The sequence below is a fragment of the Janthinobacterium sp. BJB301 genome (assembly GCF_002735685.1).
Taxonomy (GTDB): Bacteria; Pseudomonadota; Gammaproteobacteria; order Burkholderiales; family Burkholderiaceae_D; genus Janthinobacterium; species Janthinobacterium lividum.
In genome coordinates this window covers 1,330,519-1,348,835 of the sequence record NZ_PDZJ01000001.1, presented here as the reverse complement: position 1 = coordinate 1,348,835, position 18,317 = coordinate 1,330,519, and the positions used below count along the sequence as shown (strand labels likewise).

Genomic DNA, 18,317 nt, shown 5'->3' with positions numbered 1-18,317 from the left:
TCATTTGGAAGCGGGATCAGCCGCCCGTCACGGGTGGAAAGAATGCCACCTCGTCGCCGTCGCCTACCACGGTAGCGGCATCGCACATCACCTGATTATGCGCCATGCGCAGCGCGCGGCCCTGCGCCAGCGCGTATTCCCAGTTGCCGCCGCGGGCGATCAGGAGATTGCGCACCTCGCCCACCGTCAGCCGTGACGCGGCCTCCGCGCTCACTTCCAGCACTTCATGGCCGGTTCCCACCAGCTCGCGCACGCTGGCAAAAAATCGCAGATTGATCTTCATCGCTACTTCCTTAGTACAGCAATTCGTTAAACGGGATAAACCGCAGCATGTCGCCGCGCGCAATCGACAGCCCCGGCGGGCAATCGATCAAGCCGTCGCCCCACACGGTGGACGTCAGCACGCCCGAACTCTGGTTGGCGAACAGTTCCAGCTCGCCCTCCTCATTGACCTTGGCGCGCAAGAATTCATTGCGCTTGTCCGCCTTCAGGCGCTCGAACGCGGCCGGCAGCTTGTAGCTGCGCGGCGCCAGGTTCCCCGCCACGCCTTGCAGGCGCAGGATGAAGGGGCGCACGAACAGCAGGAACGTGACGAAGCTGGAGACGGGATTGCCAGGCAAGCCGATAAAGAAGGCATCCTGCACTTCGCCAAACGCCAGCGGCTTGCCCGGCTTGACGGCGATCTGCCACATGTTCAGCCGCCCTTCCGCTTCCACGGCCGGCTTGATATGGTCTTCCTCGCCCACGGACACGCCGCCCGAGGTGATGATCAGATCATTGCCCTGGGCCGCCTGGCGCAGCACGGCCTTTGTCGCTTCCAGGCTGTCGGGCACGATACCCAGGTCCGTGATCTCGCAGCCCAGATTCTCCAGCAGGCCGCGCAAGGTAAAACGGTTCGAATTGTAGACGGCGCCCGGCGCCAGGGGCTCACCGGGCATGGCCAGCTCGTCGCCCGTAAAGAAGACGGCAACGCGCAGCTTGCGCAGCACCGGCAGCTGCGCCAGGCCCACCGAGGCGGCCAGGCCCATTTCCTGGCTGCGCAGGCGGCGACCGGCACCGAGGATCTCGCCGCCTGCGCGGATATCCTCGCCCTGGCGGCGCACCCATTCACCCGCCTGCGGCACGTGATTGACCGTCACTACGCCGTCAAGCAAGGTGCACTGCTCCTGCATCACGACGCAATCGGCGCCGTCCGGGATCAGGGCGCCCGTGAAGATGCGCGCCGCCGTCCCCGGCTGCAGGGGCTGGCCCACGTGGCCGGCCGCGATGCGCTGCGACACGGGCAAGCTGGCCGCGCCGCTGGCGCAATCCTGCGCGCGCACGGCATAGCCATCCATCTGCGTGTTGTCGCGCTCGGGCACGTTCAGGGTCGACGTTTGCGCGGCCGCCAGCACGCGGCCGTTGGCGCGCATGGTGTCGACCAGCTCCACCTCGGCCACCGGGCGCGCCGCGCCCAGCATGAAGGCTTGCGCCTCGGCCACCGACAGCATCGGCTTGCGTTGTGCGGTCGGATCATTCATCACAGGCCCGCTCATCACAAGCCCGTGTTGGCGGCGATATACGCCTTCATCTTTTCCACGTCCGCATCCATCACGACGAACTTTTGCGGCAAGTCTTCGATGTTCTCGAAGCCCTTTGGCCGTTCCGCGTCCACGCCCAGCGCTTCGAGGATGGTCTCGTTGAACTTGGCCGCCAGCGCCGTTTCCAGCACGATCATCGGCACGTTGGGCTCCAGGTGCTCGCGCGCCACCTTGATGCCGTCGGCAGTGTGCGTGTCGATAGTGATGCCGTAGTCGTCGGCCACGTCGCGGATGGTATCGAGGCGGTCCTGGTGCGTGGACTTGCCCGACTTGAAGCCGTACTTGGCCACCAGCTTGAATTCGTCGCCGTCGCTGCCAGGCTTGCCGGACAAGTCGAAGCCGCCATGCGTTTCCACTTTCGTGAACAGGGCGCGCACTCGGTCGCTGTCGCGGCCCACCAGGTCATAGACGAAGCGCTCGAAATTCGACGCTTTCGAGATATCCATCGACGGGCTGCTCGTATGGTAGGTCTCGGCGGACTTGCGCACGCGGTAGACGCCCGTGCGGAAAAATTCGTCAAGCACGTCGTTTTCATTCGTCGCGGCCACCAGTTTCGAGATGGGCAGCCCCATCATGCGGGCGATATGGCCGGCGCAGATATTGCCGAAGTTGCCCGACGGCACCGTGAACGACACTTTTTGCTCGTTGCTGGTGGTGGCCGCCAGATAGCCGCGGAAGTAGTACACGACCTGCGCCACGACGCGCGCCCAGTTGATGGAGTTGACGGTGCCGATCTTCTGTTTCGCCTTGAACGGCAGGTCGTTCGACACGGCTTTCACCATGTCCTGGCAATCGTCGAACACGCCTTCGACGGCGATGTTGTAGATATTCGGGTCTTGCAGGCTGAACATCTGCGCCGTCTGGAAGGCGCTCATTTTCTTGTGCGGCGACAGCATGAAGACGCGGATGCCCTTCTTGCCGCGCATCGCGTATTCGGCCGCGCTGCCCGTGTCGCCCGAGGTGGCGCCGAAGATATTGAGTTCGGCATCGTGCTTGGCCAGAGTGTATTCGAACAGGTTGCCCAGCAGCTGCATGGCCATGTCCTTGAAGGCCAGGGTCGGGCCGTTCGACAGCGCCTGCAGGATCAGGGTGGTCGATCCGCCCTTGACGACGTTTTCTTCGAGCACGCGCAGCGGCGTGATGTCGGCCGCGTTTTCGCCGGCGCGGGCGTTCTTGTAGACTGCCTTGGTATAGGTTTTCGCCGTCAGTGCCTTCAGGTCCGCGGCCGGGATATCGGTGGCGAACTTCTTCAGGATTTCGTAGGCCAGGTCGGCATACGACAATGTGCGCCAGGCGTTCAGCTCGGCACCAGTGACTTGCGGGTAGTGTTCAGGGAGATACAATCCGCCATCGGGGGCGAGGCCGCCCAGGAGGATGTCGGAAAATTGCTGCAAAGATGACTGTTGCGACTGCAATGGCGCTTTATCAGCGCGGGTAGACACGTAATGCATAGATTTGAAGAGTCCAGTTGAGCTGAGAGCGGTTAATCATGAATGGCAGCGGATATTATAGTGCCAGCCGCCGTCCAAGGCGAATCGCGTGGCGCCAGCCAGGTCAGGATGTGACAATTGGAGAGCCTGGATATTGTCAATGCAGCCATAATGGCATGAGATCAAGCCAGGCAAACATGGCCGGCGTGCGTACTGGCGTGCGCCGCCGATTTGCGCCACACTGTGCTTTCTGCCCTGTAAAGTGCCAATCATGGAGTCGAAAACCGGCCATGCCGATCAGTAAAAAACCGTATTTGCAAAGCGCCGCGCTGCGCCCCGACGCTGTCGTCGACATGGACCACTATCCGTTCACCATCCCCGCCATCCGCGACTTCGTGCACATGGACTTCCACCGCGACGTGACGTTTTTCGTGGGAGAGAATGGCAGCGGCAAGTCGACCATGCTCGAGGCGCTGGCCGTGGCGCTGGGCTTCGGCAAGGATGGCGGCACGCGCAACGTGCGCATCGCCCTGCCGTCGGACGAGGAATCGGGCTTGCACGCGCACTTGCGCCTGAGCAAGAGCTACAAGAAGCCCGAGGACAGCTATTTCCTGCGCGCCGAAAGCTTTTTCAACGTCGCCACCTACATGGACGACATGCCCGAATACCTGGCCAGCTACGGCGGCAAGTCGCTGCACGCGCAATCGCACGGCGAAGCATTCATGGCCACCCTGATCAACAAGCTGCGGGGCAAGGGCTTGTATCTGCTGGACGAGCCCGAGGCGGCCCTGTCGCCGAGCCGCCAGATGGCGGCGCTATCGGTGATCCACCAGCTGGTGCAGGACGACTCGCAGCTGATCATCGCCACCCATTCGCCGATCCTGCTGGCCTACCCGAACGCGAAAATCCTGATGTTTACGGGGGGCGGCATCCACGAAGTGGCATATGAAGACACCGAGCACTTCGCCGTGACGCGCGATTTTTTGAATAACTACCCGAGGAGGCTGGAGCAGTTGTTCGAGGAGGAGTGAGGGTGATGGCTTGCTGCCGTGGTGATGTCGGCTTACGCGCTTTGCGCTAAGCCGACCTACGCCGACCGTGGCGCATCGTAGGTCGGATTAGCGCTCCGCGCGTAATCCGACACTACCAGCAACACATCAGCAAGCGGCGTGGTTGACGGTGATTACATGCACGGCCAGGCCGCCCAGCGACGTTTCCTTGTACTTGTCCTGCATGTCCGCGCCCGTCTGGCGCATGGTTTCGATGACTTCGTCGAGGCTGACGAAATGGGTGCCATCGCCCTTCAGCGCCAGCGAGGCGGCCGTGATGGCTTTCACGGCGCCCATGCCATTGCGCTCGATGCAGGGGATCTGCACCAGGCCGCCGATGGGGTCGCACGTCATGCCCAGGTGGTGTTCGATGCCGATTTCGGCCGCGTTTTCGATCTGCTCGTTCGTGCCGCCCAATGCCGCCACCAGGCCGGCGGCGGCCATGGCGCACGCCACGCCCACTTCGCCCTGGCAGCCCACTTCGGCGCCCGAGATCGAGGCATTGCGCTTGCACAGCATGCCGATGGCCGCGGCCGTCAGCATGAAGCGGCGCACGCCGCCGACCGGATCGCTGGGGCGGCAATCCTGCGCGTAGTAGCGCAGCACGGCCGGGATGATACCGGCGGCGCCGTTGGTCGGGGCCGTGACCACGCGCCCGCCGGCCGCGTTTTCCTCGTTGACGGCCATCGCGTACAGGCTGACCAGGTGCACGGCATCGTGCGGCAAGTCGTTGGCGCGGTTGTCGGATGCCTTCGCTTCCTGCGCCAGGCGCCACAATTTCGCGGCGCGGCGCTTCACGTTCAAGCCGCCCGGCAGGTTGCCCGTCGTTTCCAGGCCGTGCGCGATGCAGTCGCGCATGACGTGCCAGATGCGGTCCAGTCCCTCATTGAGTTCCGCGTCGCTGCGCTTGACGCATTCGTTCGCGCGCAGCATTTCAGGGATCGACAGGCCGCTTTCCACGCCGTGCGCCAGCAACTGCTCCATGGTATCGAAAGGGAAGACGACCCGCGCGCTGGCGGCCGACTCCACTGCCGCTTCGGCTTGCGCCTCGCCCGCTTCGCGGATAAAACCGCCGCCGATCGAGTAATACACCTTGTCGACCCGGCTGCCGTCCGCCAGTTTCAGGGTAAAACGCATGCCGTTCGGATGTTCAGGCAGGGATTCGCTCTTGTGCCAGATCAAGCCCGTGGCGGCCGTGAACGGCACCACGTGTGTACCCAGCAAGGCGATCTCGCCGGCCGCCTCGATGGCGGCCAGCTTGGTATCGACGGCATCGGGCGCCACGTCCTGCGGCGTTTCACCCATCAGGCCAAGAATGACGGCCTTGTCCGTGGCATGGCCCACGCCCGTCAGCGCCAGCGAGCCATACAGGGCCGCCTCGACGCCCACCACCTGGTCCAGCGGACCGTATTCGACCAGGAACCGCCGCGCCGCCACCATCGGCCCCACCGTGTGGGAACTCGACGGCCCGATGCCGATCTTGAACAGGTCAAATACGCTCATATCCATGTAGTGTCTCTTTATATTAGTATGTTTTTAAATGCGCGGGCGTGCTTCAGGCAGCCTTGGCGGCGTGACCCACGTCGACATTGGCCAGCATGTCCGTGACCATCTGCTCGACGCCGATCTGCGCCTTCCAGCCCCAGTCCGCGCTGGCCTTGCTGTCGTCCAGGCTTTGCGGCCAGCTGTCGGCGATGGCCTGGCGGCTGTCCGGCTTGTAGCTGATCTTGAAGTCCGGCACCATGCGCACGATGGCCTTGGCCAGCTGCTCGGGGTTGAACGACACGCCGGCCACATTGTAGGACGAACGGATCTTGATCTGCGACACAGGAGCGTCCATCAGTTCGATGGTGGCGCGGATGGCGTCGGGCATGTAAATCATCGGCAAGGTGGTGTTCGCATCGAGGAAGCAGTCATAGCGCTCGCCGCGCAAGGCCGCATGGAAGATGGCGATGGCGTAATCGGTGGTGCCGCCGCCCGGAGGCGATTTGTAGCTGATGATGCCAGGATAGCGGATGCTGCGCACGTCCACGCCGTACTTGTTGAAGTAGTACTCGCACAGGCGCTCGCCGGCCAGCTTGCTGATGCCGTACATCGAGGTCGGATCCATCACCGTCATTTGCGGCGTATTGACTTGCGGCGTGTTCGGGCCGAAGGCGGCAATCGACGATGGCCAGAAGATGCGCAGCGGCTTGCCTGCCTCGCCGCGCTCGCGCGCCAGTTCCAGGATATTCAGCAAGCCATCCATGTTCAGGCTCCACGCCTTCAGCGGCGCCGCTTCCCCCGTGGCCGACAGCATGGCCGCCAGCTGGTACACCTGGGTGATGCCTTCATCGGCGATGATCTTCGCCAGGCCGTCCTTGTCCAGCACATTCAACTGCGCATAACGCTTGGCCTGGTACAGGTTGTTCGTGCCGATGTCGCTGGCGATGACATTGTCCGCGCCGTGCTGCTGCGCCAGCGCGCCCACCAGCTCACTACCGATTTGGCCGTTTGCGCCAATGACTAAAATACGTTCCATCTTCTTATCCTGATTTCTTGTTAATTGGTAGTGGTAGTGGTCAGCAGACCGAGTTCCTTGCCAGCCTGCTCGAAGGCAGCCAGCACTTGCACCAGCTGTTCGCGGGTGTGGGCAGCCGACAGCTGCACGCGCACGCGGGCCTGGCCCATCGGCACGACCGGGTAGAAGAAGCCCGTCACCAGCACGCCCAGTTCATACAGGCGGGCGGCGAACTTCTGCGCCACGGGAGCGTCGAACAGCATCACGGGAACGACGGGATGGGTGCCCGGCTTGATGGTGAAGCCGATGCGCTCGATCTCGCTGCGGAAGAAAGCCGTGTTGTCATGCAGGCGGTCGCGCAGTTCCGTCGACTTGGCCAGGCGCTCCAGTACCGACAGCGAAGCGCCGGCGATCGATGGCGCCAGCGTGTTCGAGAACAGGTAGGGACGCGATTTCTGGCGCAGGGTGTCGATGACTTCCTTGCGCGCCGACGTGAAGCCGCCCATGGCGCCGCCCAGGGCCTTGCCCAGGGTGCCCGTGATGATGTCGATGCGGCCCATCACATTGTGGTGCTCGTGCGTGCCGCGGCCCGTCGCGCCCATGAAGCCGGAAGCGTGGCATTCGTCGATCATCACCAGCGCGCCGTACTGGTCGGCCAGGTCGCAGATCTTGTCGAGTTGCGCAATCGTGCCGTCCATCGAGAACACGCCGTCCGTGACGATGACTTTATGGCGCTTGCCGGCTGCAATCGCCGCTTTCAGCTGCACTTCCAGGTCGGCCATGTCGTTATGCAGGTAGCGGTAGCGGCCAGCCTTGCACAGGCGGATGCCGTCGATGATGGACGCGTGGTTCAGCGCATCCGAGATGATGGCGTCGTTTTCATCAAACAGTGGCTCGAACACGCCGCCGTTGGCGTCAAAAGCCGCCGCGTACAAAATCGTGTCTTCGGTCCCCAGGAACGCGGAAATCGCCTGTTCCAGTTCCTTGTGCACGGTTTGCGTGCCGCAGATGAAGCGCACGGACGACAGGCCGTAGCCGTACTTTTGCGTGGCGGCAATAGACGCTTCCTGCGTCTGCAGGTCGCCGGACAGGCCCAGGTAGTTATTCGCACACATATTGATCAGGGTACGGCCATCGTCGCACACCACTTCGGCGCCCTGGCGCGAGGCGATCACGCGCTCGGGCTTGTACAAGCCCTGCTGGCGCAGTTGATCGAGATTCTGTTGCAGACCGCTGAAAAAGGTGTTCTTCGCTTGCTCGCTCATGATGATCCTTGTGTGTCCCTGTTGTATATGTGGTATCCGGGTGACCTCAGCCGCCATAGGGAAAAGCGGCCGCTTGACCGGTGCGCGCACAATGCTGTACCGTGAAGCGCTGTTTGAAGTCTACACGTTTCCGTGTTTTTCCTCAAAATCCACTATTTCGAACTGAAATTCAATATAGTGGATATTACCCAAGCCTTTTGAACTTTGCAAGCCACCTGCCGATGAAAACCAGCGTTTCGACCAATTCTCCCCCTGAAGTAGGTGCCACCCTGCAACGGCTGCGCCTGGCGCGCGGCCTGACACTGGAGGATTTGTCGCGCATCGCGGGCGTCTCGAAGTCCATGCTGTCGCAGATCGAGCGCGAAAAAGCCAATCCCACCATCGCCATCACGTGGCGCCTGGCCAACGCCCTGGGCGTGCAGATCGGCGAATTGCTGTCCAGCGCGGAAAAAACCGTGGAAACCATCCGCATCACGGACGCCCACGAAACCCCCACCCTGCCCGGCGACCACGCGGGCTACGTGCTGCGCATCCTCGGGCCGATGGAACTGGCCGGCAAATACGAATGGTATGAAGTGACGCTGGCGCCGGGCGGCGAACTGGCGTCGCAACCGCACGATCCGGGCACCACCGAGCATTTGACGGTGATCCACGGCAACCTGGAGCTGGAAGTGGGCGCGGCGAAGAAAAAGGTCAAGAATGGCGGCACGGCACGCTATCCGGCGGACCAGCCGCATACCATCCGCAACCTGGGCAAGACGGAAGGCAAGGCATTATTGGTGGTAATCCATAGATAGTTGCTTTTCAGCGGTGTGCAATAAGCTCTTTCGCCCATGCTAAGATTTTGGATTAGACAAGATTTTCACTGTCTTTCATGGAGCCTTAGCAATGACGATTTCCGAAAGCACCACCCTCTTCCACCAAAAAAAGGTCGTCCAGTACGATCCTGATATTGCGCTGCAATCCGGGCAGGATATCGTCTACCGCCTCTCGCTCGAGTATGACGACAAGCGCAAGATGCCGGACCTGATCGCCGGCTTCCTGGAAAAAACCGACAAGCATGCGCTTGAAGCGCTGATCATCGGCATGTGGGGCGACCCGTACGAGGCAGGCGCCGACGAGGTGATCGCCGCGCTGGCCAGCCACGCGCCGCAGTTGCCGAACTTGCGCGCCCTGTTCATCGGCGACATGACGTACGAGGAATGCGAAATCTCGTGGATCGTGCAAGGCAGCTACAAGCCGCTGCTGGACGCTTTCCCGCAGCTGGAAGAACTGCGCATCCGTGGCGGCAATGAATTGATCATCGAACCGTTCGCGCACCAGAACCTGCGCAAGTTCACCATCGAGTCCGGCGGCCTCGATCAGAAGATCGCGCAGGCGCTGGCCCAGTCGAGCATGCCCAAGCTGGAATACCTGGAACTGTGGCTGGGCACGGAGGACTACGGCTTCTCGGGCGACGTGGCGCTGTATCAGCAGGTACTGGCGCAACTGGCCACGCCAACCCTGCGTTACCTGGGCTTGCGCGATGCGCAGATCGCCGACGAGCTGGCCGTCTGGCTGGCCAACGAGCCGCTGCTGGCCACGGTCGAGACCCTGGATCTGTCGCTGGGCACCCTGGGCGACGTCGGCGCCGAAGCACTGCTGCACGGCACGCAATTGGGCAATCTGAAGCGCATGGACCTGTCGCATCACTATATCTCGGAAGCGAACCAGGAAAAACTCAAGGCCCTGCCCTTCCCGGTCAGGCTCGATGATCCGCAGGAAGACGACGAGGACGACGACGAAGTCTATCGCTACGTCGCCGTCGGCGAATAAATAGGGATGCTTTTGCTGGCCACCAGCGGCAGCAAGCGCGTGCGCCTGATGCAGGCGGCGCGCGCGCAACTGCGCCTGCCGCCCGCGCAAGTGCTGGAATGGCGCGACTGGCTGGCGCGGCCGGCGCTGCTGGAGGAAGCCCTGCGCCAGCCCTGCCTGTTCAAGATCGAGCCGCCCGGCGACGATCCGGCTGCCCACCTGCGGCTGCTGCATGACGGTTGCCAGCGGCTGGGCCGGCCGCCGGTCGAGGCGCCCGCGCATGGCGAGCTGCTGGCGATGGATGCCTGGTTTGCGGGCTTTGCCTCTGCCATGGCCTCGCTGGCGGCGCAACTGGCCGAGCTGCCGCATGCGCGCGTCTTCAATGCGCCGGCCGATATCACCCTCATGACAGACAAGCTGGCTTGCCAGCGCCATCTGGCCGCGCACGGCATCGCCATTCCCGCCCTGCTCGGCCCCGTGCACGGCTATGACCATCTCCAGTCGCTGCTGCACGAACACCAGCTTGACCGCGTGTACCTGAAACCGCGCTACGGTTCGTCCGCGTCCGGCGTCGTTGCCTACCGCAGGAACAGAGCTGGCCGCCAGCAAGCCACCACCTCTGCAACCTTATCGCGGGCGGACGGCCAGATACGCTTGTTCAACGTCAAGCGCATGGCCCGTTACGAGACGCAGCACGACATCGCCGCCCTCGTCGACGCGCTGGCAGCGCAACAGCTGTATGCGGAGGCATGGCTGAACAAACCGCGCTGCGGCGACAGCCACTACGACTTGCGCGTCGTGACCCTGGCCGGCCAGCCCGCGCACCGGGTGGCGCGCATCGGCGACCGGATGATGACGAATCTGCACCTCGACAACCGGCGCGGCGATGCGGCAGGCCTCTTGAACGCGGCCGACCTGGCGGCGCTGGAAGCGGCCAGCGCCCTGGCCGCGCGCGCCTTCCCCAAGAGCCACGTGACGGGCTACGACCTCGTGGTGCGCCAGGGCCAGGCCCATGTGCTCGAAGCGAATGCCTTCGGCGACCTGCTGCCAGGCCTGCTGTGGCAAGGCGCGGACACCTATATAGCGCAACTGACACATGTTTAAAGACACACCAGCCATCCCCGACATGCGCGCCGTCGTGGGCAGCCACGACATCGTCTTCATCACGCTCGACACCCTGCGCTTTGACGTGGCGCAAGCGCTGCATGAAGCGGGCGAACTGCCGGTGCTGGGACGTTTTTTACCACCTGGCGGCTGGGAACGGCGCCACTCGCCCGCCACGTTCACGTATGCGGCGCACCAGGCCTTTTTTGCCGGCTTTTTGCCCACGCCTGCGGCACCGGGCCGCCATCCGCGCCTGTTCGCCAGCGCTTTTGCCGGCAGCGAAACCACCTCGCCGCACACGTTTGCGTTCGAGGAAGCGGACCTTCCCGCCGCCCTGGCCGCGCGCGGCTACCGCACCATCTGCATCGGCGGCGTGGGCTTTTTCAATAAACAGACGGCGCTGGGCACGGTGCTGCCGTCGCTGTTCCAGGAAAGCCACTGGAGCGCCGGCATGGGCGTGGCCAGCCGCCATTCGACGCAAAAGCAGGTGGCGCTGGCCATAGCCCGCCTGGCCGCCAGCGACGAGCGCACTTTTTTGTTCATCAATGTGGCCGCCCTGCACACGCCGAACCGCGCCTACCTGCCCGGCTGCCGTGACGACTGCCTGGAAAGCCATGCGGCGGCCCTGCGCTATGTGGATGGCGCGCTGGCGCCCCTGTTTACCGCGTGCGCCGCGCGCGCGCCCACGTTTGCCATCGTCTGTTCGGACCATGGCAGCGCGTATGGCGAAGACGGCTACCGGGGCCACAGGGTCGCCCACGACAGCGTGTGGCAGGTACCGTACGCGCACTTTTTTATCGTCCCCGAGACCGATACCGATACACCTCCCAAGGAATCCCCACCGTGAACCCAGCCGAACAACCTGGCACCCTGGCGCAGCGCATGCGCCACACGCCCTATCAGGCATATTCATATTCGTATCCGCACAAGGCAGCCTATCGCGCCTTGCCACAGGCGGCGCCGCTTGCACCCCTGTGGGCGCGGCAAGACCGCTCCGCCCTCTTCGCCTACATCCACATCCCGTTTTGCGAGATGCGCTGCGGCTTTTGCAACCTGTTCGCCATGGCGCGCCCGAGCGCCGACATGGTCGAGCGCTACGTGCGGCAAGTGCTGGTGCAGATGCGCGCCCTGGCCGGCGCGCTGGGCGAACGGCGCTTTGCCCGCTTCGCGCTGGGCGGCGGGACCCCCACCTATCTGTCGCCGGCGCAGCTGGACACCTTGCTGTGCGGCGCGCGCGACATCCTCGGCATCGACCTGCAAGCCACGCCGGCCGGCATCGAAGCGTCGCCCGAAACCATCACGTCCGAGCGCCTGGCCGTGTGCCGCGCGCACGGCATCGACCGGGTCAGCCTGGGCATCCAGAGCTTTGCCGCCGGCGAGATGCGCGCGCTGGCACGCCCCCAGCAAAACGCCATCGTGCACCACGCCATCGGCCTGATACGCGCGGCCGGCTTTCCCACCCTGAACCTGGATCTGATCTACGGCATCGCCGGGCAAACCGTGGCCAGCCTGCTCGCGTCCATCGACAGCGCGCTGGCCTTCCAGCCGGAAGAAATCTACCTGTATCCGCTGTACGTGCGCGAACAGACGGGCCTCGGCAAGATCGCGCGGCGCAAAGGCGCCGACACGCTGAACCCCATCATGCTGGCATGCGACGGCGACAGCCGCCTGGCCCTGTACGCGGCCGCGCGCGACCATTTGCGCGCCCAGGGCTATGAGCAGGTATCGATGCGCATGTTCCGCGCCCCGCATGCACCGGAACAGAACGGCCCCTCGTACTGCTGCCAGAACGATGGCATGGTGGGACTGGGCGCGGGCGCCCGCTCCTACACGGCCAGCCTCCATTATTCGAGCGAATACGCGGTGGCGCGCACGCAGACCATCGGCATCATCGAACAATACCTGGCGCTGGACGAGGCGCGCTTCGCGCAGGCCGAACACGGTTACCAGCTCGATGGCGAAGAACAGCGCCGCCGCTACGTGATCCAGTCGCTGCTGACGGAACCAGGCCTGGACCGCGACGCCTACACGGCGCGCTTCGGCAGCCGCTGCGAAGCAGACTTGCCGCAGCTGGCCGAACTGCACGCACTGGAACTGGTGGAAGAAAGCGGCCCCCTGCTGCGCCTGAACGACCGGGGCTACAGCTACGCCGACACCATCGGCCCGTGGCTGGCATCCGACACGGTGCGCGCGCTGATGGCGCAAGAGGGCCAGGCGTGCTGACAACGCCGCCGGGCACGTTGTCCCTGCTGTACCGGGGTACTCTGGCGAGCTGCAACTACGCCTGCGGCTACTGCCCGTTTGCCAAGAAGCGCGACAGCCGCGCCACCTTGGCACGCGATGCGCGCGAAGTGGCGCGTTTTACCAGCTGGGTGGCGGCACAAAAGCGGGACATCGGCATCCTGTTTACGCCGTGGGGCGAAGCGCTGGTGCGGCGACATTACCGCGCGGCCATGCAGACGCTGGCCAGCCTGCCGAACGTGCGCCAGGTGGCGCTGCAGACGAATCTGTCCGGCCCCCTGAACTGGCTGCAAGGGATGGACGGGCTGGAAAAAATCGGCCTGTGGTGCACCTACCACCCGGACCAGACGACACTGGCCCGTTTTCTCGAACGCTGCGCGCGCCTGGACGCCATGGGCGTGCGCTATTCCGTCGGCGTCGTGGCGATGAACGAGCACCTGGACGCCATCCGCGCCCTGCGCGCGGCCCTGCCCAAGCACGTCTACCTGTGGCTGAACGCCTATGACCGGCGTGGTCCCCACTACTACAGCGGGGAAGACCTGGCCTGGTTTGATGCCGTCGACCCGTGGTTCGCGCACAACCGCCGCCCCTCTTCCTCGCGCGGCAAACCGTGCCTGGCGGGCGAAACGTCGCTATCCGTCGATGGCGACGGCGAACTGGCGCGCTGCCACTTCGTGCCGGAGCGGCTGGGGAATTTATATGAGGATGACCTGGCTGACATGCTGCAAGAAAAATCCTGCCCGCGCTTCAAGTGCGATTGCTATATCGGCTATGCGCAGCGCAAGGATTTGCCGTTCCAGGCCGTGTTTGGGGAGGGGGTACTGGCGAGGATTACGGAGGCAGGTCGGAGTAGGTCGGATTAGCGGCGGCAGGCCGCGTAATCCGACACATTGTTGGCGCTGGTGGTGTCGGATTACGCCCTGCGGGCTAATCCGACCTACCGCTACCGGCTTACTGCGCCGCCACCTTGGCCGGCTCCGCCACCACTGGCGTCATCTTCAGCGAACGGCTGAGGAAGCCCCAGCGATCCGCCACTTCTTCGATCTGCTTGGTCGTCGGCTTGCCGGCGCCATGGCCCGCCTTGCTGTCGATGCGGATCAGCACGGGCGCCGCGCCGCCTTGCGCCGCCTGGGCGGCGGCGGCGAACTTGAAGCTGTGGGCAGGCACGACGCGGTCGTCATGGTCCGCCGTCGTGATCATGGTGGCCGGATAGCAGCCGCCCGCCTTCAGGTTGTGCAGCGGCGAGTATTTCACCAGCGCCTTGAACTGCTCGGCATCGTCCGACGAACCGTAGTCAGGCACCCAGCCCCAGCCCACGGTGAACTTGTGGAAGCGCAGCATGTCGAGCACGCCCACTTGCGGAATCGCCGCGGCGAACAGGTCCGGACGCTGCGTCATGGCTGCGCCCACCAGCAGGCCGCCATTGCTGCCGCCGCCGATCGCCAGCTTGGATGGCGAGGTGACCTTGTTGTCCACCAGCCATTGCGCCGCGCCGATAAAGTCGTCGAACACGTTTTGCTTGTTCAGCTTGGTGCCAGCCTGGTGCCAGGCTTCGCCGTATTCGCCGCCGCCGCGCAGGTTGGCCATCACGTAGACGCCGCCCATTTCCACCCAGGCAAGATTCGCCACGGAGAAGCTCGGTGTCAGCGAAATATTGAAGCCGCCATAGCCGTACAGATAGGTCGGGTTCGTGCCGTCCAGCTTCATGCCTTTTTTCGAGACGATGAACATCGGCACCTTGGTGCCGTCGCGGCTGGTGAAGAATTGCTGGCGCGTTTCAAAGGCGTTCGGGTCGAAATCGACCTTCGGCTGGCGGTACACGCTGCTCTTGCCCGATTTCATGTCGTAGCGGTAGATGGTCGCTGGCGTCGTGAAGCTGGTAAACGAGTAGAACGTTTCCGTATCGCCACGCTTGCCCGCAAAACCGCCCGCCGAACCGATGCCCGGCAAGGCCACTTCGCGCACCAGCTTGCCATTCAGGTCGACGATCTTGATCTGCGTTTGCGCATCTTTCAAGTAATCGAGCACCAGCTGGTTGTTGATCAGGTTGACGGCCACGAGGGTTTCCGCGCTTTGCGGCACGATTTCCTTCCAGTCGGAGGGCAGCGGTTTACGCGTATCGATGGCGATCACGCGCGATTTTGGCGCCTTGTTGTCCGTCTTGAAGAAGAATACGGGGCCGTCATTGTCGATGAAGGAGTAGGAAGCGTCGAACGCTTCCAGCAAGCCGACGACCTTGGCGTTCTTTTGGCGCAAGTCCTTGTAGAACACGCGGTTCTTGCGTTCCGTGCCTTGCGTGGCCGTGATGATCAGGTAATTGCCGTCGTCGCTGACGGTGCTGCCGCCAAACGCCCATTCCTTCTGGTCGGGACGGTCGAAGACCAGCACGTCGTCGCTTTGCGGCGTGCCGATCTTGTGGAAATACAATTTCTGGAAGTAATTGATATCGGCCAGCTTGGTGGCTTCGTTCGGCGCGTCATAGCGGCTGTAGAAGAAACCGGTGTTGTCCTTGGTCCACGAAGCGCCGGAGAACTTGGCCCACTTGATGTGGTCCGTCAAATCCTTGCCTGATTCAATGTCGCGCACTTTCCACTCGTTCCAGTCGGAACCGGAAGCGGACGTGGCATACGCCAAATACTTGCCGTTCGGGCTGATCGAGGTGCCGGCCAGCGCCACCGTGCCATCCGTGGACAGGGTGTTCGGATCGAGCAGCAGACGGGGTTCGTCCGTCAGTTTTTTCACCGTGTACAGCACGGCCTGGTTCTGCAAGCCGTCATTGCGGCTGTAGAAGTAACGGCCACCCTGCTTCGTTGGCGTAGAGAAACGCTCATAGTTCCACAGCTTGGTCAGGCGCTGCTTGATCGCGGCGCGCTCCGGGATGGTGCCCAGGTACGACTGCGTCAGCTTGTTTTGCGCCGTCACCCACTCGCCCGTTTCCGCGCTGTTGGCGTCTTCCAGCCAGCGGTACGGATCGGCGATGGTGGTGCCGAAATAGCTGTCTTGCTGGTCGACTTTTTTGCTGACAGGATACGTCACGGCAGCGCCGTCGCCGGCCGGGCACGATGGCATCGCGGCGCTTTGCGCCAGGGCGTTACCACCGAAGGCGGCCATCAAGCTGAATATGAGGGTTGCACTACGTAATTGCATGGGTTGTCGTCTCATTGTTGGATGTCGGGGAAAGCATACCGCTCAAGCACGGCTGCCTATGTTGACTTTCGCCAAGAGAAATCATAGCGCGGATTGCCACTTTTAAAGCACAGTAATCGGATGGATTTGCCGTCTTTTGTTTGGGTAAATTACATGGATGACCATGATAAATCTCGCTTTCGCCGGAATCGGCAAACTGACGTTCATGCAAGAAACATTATCAAAAACAAAGTCGTTTCATCAAGTTGTCATAAATCTTCTTTACTATCGGCAACATGTTCATGGCCCGTCCAGAGGCCGTGCCGCCACATCCGCCTATGCACACTCTCGCCCTCCCTGCCGCCACCGCCGCGCCGCCCGGCCCGACGCCATCGAATGTGGCTTACCTGAAGCCGCCATCGGCCACCATGAGCATCGAAGGGACGGATGCCTTGCACGAGATCCTCGCGGGCCGCAAGCTCAATGCGCTGTTCCAGCCCATCATCCACATGCACAGCGGCGACATCATCGGCTACGAAGGCTTGATACGGGGACCATCCGACAGCCCCCTGCACGCGCCGATGAATCTGTTCAAGGCGGCGCGCGCGCATGACCTGACCCTCGAAGTGGAGCACCTGTGCCGGCAAGTGGTGCTCGAGCGCTTTGCCGAACTGCAGCTGCCGGGCAAGCTGTTTCTCAATGTCAGCCCCGAATGCCTGCTGCTGCGCAATGCCCGCCATGGCGAAACCCTGGAATACATCGAGCACATCGGCATCAATCCGGACCGCGTCATCATCGAGCTGACGGAAAACCAGCCGACCTACGATTACGAACTGATGCGCGAAGCGGTACTACATTACCGCAACATGGGTTTCCAGATCGCCATCGACGACCTGGGCGAAGGCTTTTCCAGCCTGCGCCTGTGGTCCGAACTGCGCCCGGAATACGTGAAAATCGACATGCATTTCATCCAGGGCATCAATAATGACCCCGTGAAACTGCAATTCGTGCGCTCGATCCAGGAAATCGCGGAGAAATCGGGCACGCTGGTGATCGCCGAAGGCATCGAGGCGCAGACGGAATTGCTGGTCTTGCGCGACCTGGGCGTGGCGTTCGGACAAGGCTATCACCTGGGCCGGCCCAATGCCGTGCCGGCACGGGCCCTGCCGGCGGAAGTGGTGCAGGCGCTGGGGCGCAATGGCGTGGCCGTGTATCCGCAGCGCAGCAGCCTGGAAAAGAATGGCGCCAGCATCCGCAAGCTGCTGCACCGGGTGATCGCCGTTTCGCCTGAGAAAAACAATAACGAGGTGTACGACATCTTCCTGAAAGACCCGAAGCTGATGATCATCCCCGTCGTCGACGACGGCGTGCCGCTGGGCTTGATCAGCCGCTTCGAAATGATCGACCACTTCGCCCGCCCCTACCAGCGTGAACTGTATGGCAAGAAATCATGCAGCCTGTTCATGGATGCCACTCCCCTGATCGCCGACCACGAGACGAGCTTGCAGGAACTCAGCTACACCATGGTGCAGTCGGATGCCCACCACCTGTTCAACGGCTTCATCATTACCGAACACGGCCGCTACCTGGGCATGGGCACGGGACACGACCTGATGCGCGAAATCACGCAGATGCAGATCAACGCGGCCCGCTATGCCAACCCGCTGACGCAACTGCCCGGCAACGTGCCCATCAACGAGCATATCGACCGCTTATTGCACAGCGGCAGCCGCTTCTGGGTCTGCTATTGCGACCTCGACCACTTCAAACCCTTCAACGATGTGTACGGCTACCGCAAGGGCGACGACGTGATCCAGCTGACGGGAGAAATCCTCAGCAGCCATTGCGACCCGAACCGCGACTTCATCGGCCACATCGGCGGCGACGATTTCATGATTTTGTTCCAGAGCGAAGACTGGGAAGCGCGCTGCCAGGCCATGCTGGACGACTTCGCGGCCGCCATCCTCGCCTACTACAGCACCAGCGACTGCGAACGGGGCGGCTATATCAGCGAAGACCGGCAAGGCAAGAAAGTGTTTTACTCATTGATCAGCCTATCGCTGGGCGTCATCAAGGTGGAGGCGCACCAGTACTACACGCACCATCAGATCGCCACGCAAGCGGCCGAAGCAAAGAAGCAGGCAAAGAAAATCCACGGCAACAGCCTGTTCCTGGACCGGCGGCAAGGTGGGGGCGTGGCGCGCATGGATGCGTAGCCAGGGCCAAGA

General features: G+C 62.9%; 15 protein-coding genes. 8 read left to right on the top strand and 7 right to left on the bottom strand.

All coding sequences use genetic code 11. From position 1 onward, the window contains the following. Nucleotides 1-16: 16 nt before the first annotated feature. From moaD to thrC, 3 genes are read right to left on the bottom strand one after another with little or no spacing between them, the layout of a single operon-like run. Nucleotides 17-283, bottom strand: a complete 267-nt coding sequence (gene moaD / locus CSQ91_RS05810; protein WP_092604782.1) for a molybdopterin converting factor subunit 1 — start codon at nucleotides 281-283, stop codon at nucleotides 17-19. Between the two features lie 10 nt (nucleotides 284-293). After that, entirely contained in the window at nucleotides 294-1,520 is a 1,227-nt protein-coding gene (locus CSQ91_RS05805) for a molybdopterin molybdotransferase MoeA (RefSeq protein ID WP_099388582.1), read from the bottom strand. A gap of 14 nt (nucleotides 1,521-1,534) precedes the next feature. Further along, a complete protein-coding gene (thrC, locus tag CSQ91_RS05800; protein WP_099387650.1) occupies nucleotides 1,535-3,031 on the bottom strand; it encodes a threonine synthase in 1,497 nt (498 codons plus the stop codon). Between the two features lie 269 nt (nucleotides 3,032-3,300). Here thrC and CSQ91_RS05795 point away from each other — a divergent pair, with 269 nt between their 5' ends. Then, nucleotides 3,301-4,041 (top strand): AAA family ATPase, encoded by a 741-nt coding sequence (locus tag CSQ91_RS05795; RefSeq protein WP_070256164.1) that lies wholly within the window; start codon nucleotides 3,301-3,303, stop codon nucleotides 4,039-4,041. A gap of 126 nt (nucleotides 4,042-4,167) precedes the next feature. On the opposite strand, the gene CSQ91_RS05790 is transcribed toward CSQ91_RS05795, so the two are convergent. Genes CSQ91_RS05790 through kbl form a run of 3 tightly spaced genes read right to left on the bottom strand, consistent with a single transcriptional unit; the run spans nucleotide 4,168 to nucleotide 7,824 of the window. After that, complete coding sequence (locus CSQ91_RS05790; RefSeq protein ID WP_070256166.1) at nucleotides 4,168-5,568, bottom strand: L-serine ammonia-lyase; 1,401 nt, start codon at nucleotides 5,566-5,568, stop codon at nucleotides 4,168-4,170. 46 nt (nucleotides 5,569-5,614) lie between these two features. After that, on the bottom strand, nucleotides 5,615-6,580 hold the full coding sequence (locus CSQ91_RS05785; RefSeq protein ID WP_034781432.1) for an NAD-dependent epimerase/dehydratase family protein: 966 nt from the start codon (nucleotides 6,578-6,580) through the stop codon (nucleotides 5,615-5,617). A gap of 20 nt (nucleotides 6,581-6,600) precedes the next feature. Next, the gene (gene kbl / locus CSQ91_RS05780) at nucleotides 6,601-7,824 is read right to left on the bottom strand and encodes a glycine C-acetyltransferase (protein ID WP_034781436.1); all 1,224 of its coding nucleotides are present in this window, start codon (nucleotides 7,822-7,824) and stop codon (nucleotides 6,601-6,603) included. Nucleotides 7,825-8,045: 221 nt separating this feature from the next. On the opposite strand from kbl, the gene CSQ91_RS05775 reads away from it, so the two are divergent. From CSQ91_RS05775 to CSQ91_RS05750, 6 genes are all read left to right on the top strand, one after another. Then, the gene (locus tag CSQ91_RS05775) at nucleotides 8,046-8,621 is read left to right on the top strand and encodes a helix-turn-helix domain-containing protein (RefSeq protein ID WP_034781438.1); all 576 of its coding nucleotides are present in this window, start codon (nucleotides 8,046-8,048) and stop codon (nucleotides 8,619-8,621) included. A 91-nt stretch (nucleotides 8,622-8,712) separates the two neighbouring features. Further along, nucleotides 8,713-9,639 (top strand): STM4015 family protein, encoded by a 927-nt coding sequence (locus CSQ91_RS05770; protein ID WP_034781439.1) that lies wholly within the window; start codon nucleotides 8,713-8,715, stop codon nucleotides 9,637-9,639. 12 nt (nucleotides 9,640-9,651) lie between these two features. Beyond that, nucleotides 9,652-10,722 carry an STM4014 family protein gene (locus CSQ91_RS05765; protein ID WP_180278354.1) on the top strand — a complete coding sequence of 357 codons (1,071 nt, stop codon included), beginning with the start codon at nucleotides 9,652-9,654 and terminating at the stop codon, nucleotides 10,720-10,722. Further along, entirely contained in the window at nucleotides 10,715-11,569 is an 855-nt protein-coding gene (locus tag CSQ91_RS05760) for an STM4013/SEN3800 family hydrolase (RefSeq protein ID WP_099387648.1), read from the top strand. Before CSQ91_RS05765 ends, CSQ91_RS05760 begins: the two co-directional genes overlap by 8 nt. Further along, nucleotides 11,566-12,945 carry an STM4012 family radical SAM protein gene (locus CSQ91_RS05755; protein ID WP_218963714.1) on the top strand — a complete coding sequence of 460 codons (1,380 nt, stop codon included), beginning with the start codon at nucleotides 11,566-11,568 and terminating at the stop codon, nucleotides 12,943-12,945. The genes CSQ91_RS05760 and CSQ91_RS05755 overlap by 4 nt, the downstream gene beginning before the upstream one ends. Next, complete coding sequence (locus CSQ91_RS05750) at nucleotides 12,939-13,826, top strand: STM4011 family radical SAM protein (RefSeq protein WP_099387647.1); 888 nt, start codon at nucleotides 12,939-12,941, stop codon at nucleotides 13,824-13,826. Before CSQ91_RS05755 ends, CSQ91_RS05750 begins: the two co-directional genes overlap by 7 nt. 88 nt (nucleotides 13,827-13,914) lie before the next feature. Here the strand turns inward: CSQ91_RS05750 and CSQ91_RS05745 are convergent, their stop codons facing one another. Beyond that, complete coding sequence (locus CSQ91_RS05745; RefSeq protein WP_099387646.1) at nucleotides 13,915-16,110, bottom strand: prolyl oligopeptidase family serine peptidase; 2,196 nt, start codon at nucleotides 16,108-16,110, stop codon at nucleotides 13,915-13,917. A gap of 407 nt (nucleotides 16,111-16,517) precedes the next feature. Here CSQ91_RS05745 and CSQ91_RS05740 point away from each other — a divergent pair, with 407 nt between their 5' ends. Beyond that, a complete protein-coding gene (locus tag CSQ91_RS05740) occupies nucleotides 16,518-18,305 on the top strand; it encodes a GGDEF domain-containing protein (protein WP_099388580.1) in 1,788 nt (595 codons plus the stop codon). Nucleotides 18,306-18,317: the final 12 nt, after the last annotated feature.

Coding starts and splice junctions, on each gene's coding strand:
- moaD (WP_092604782.1), bottom strand. CDS start 283: ATGAAGATCAATCTGCGATTTTTTGCCAGCGTGCGCGAGCTGGTGGGA.
- CSQ91_RS05805 (WP_099388582.1), bottom strand. CDS start 1,520: ATGAATGATCCGACCGCACAACGCAAGCCGATGCTGTCGGTGGCCGAG.
- thrC (WP_099387650.1), bottom strand. CDS start 3,031: ATGCATTACGTGTCTACCCGCGCTGATAAAGCGCCATTGCAGTCGCAA.
- CSQ91_RS05795 (WP_070256164.1), top strand. CDS start 3,301: ATGCCGATCAGTAAAAAACCGTATTTGCAAAGCGCCGCGCTGCGCCCC.
- CSQ91_RS05790 (WP_070256166.1), bottom strand. CDS start 5,568: ATGGATATGAGCGTATTTGACCTGTTCAAGATCGGCATCGGGCCGTCG.
- CSQ91_RS05785 (WP_034781432.1), bottom strand. CDS start 6,580: ATGGAACGTATTTTAGTCATTGGCGCAAACGGCCAAATCGGTAGTGAG.
- kbl (WP_034781436.1), bottom strand. CDS start 7,824: ATGAGCGAGCAAGCGAAGAACACCTTTTTCAGCGGTCTGCAACAGAAT.
- CSQ91_RS05775 (WP_034781438.1), top strand. CDS start 8,046: ATGAAAACCAGCGTTTCGACCAATTCTCCCCCTGAAGTAGGTGCCACC.
- CSQ91_RS05770 (WP_034781439.1), top strand. CDS start 8,713: ATGACGATTTCCGAAAGCACCACCCTCTTCCACCAAAAAAAGGTCGTC.
- CSQ91_RS05760 (WP_099387648.1), top strand. CDS start 10,715: ATGTTTAAAGACACACCAGCCATCCCCGACATGCGCGCCGTCGTGGGC.
- CSQ91_RS05745 (WP_099387646.1), bottom strand. CDS start 16,110: ATGCAATTACGTAGTGCAACCCTCATATTCAGCTTGATGGCCGCCTTC.
- CSQ91_RS05740 (WP_099388580.1), top strand. CDS start 16,518: ATGAGCATCGAAGGGACGGATGCCTTGCACGAGATCCTCGCGGGCCGC.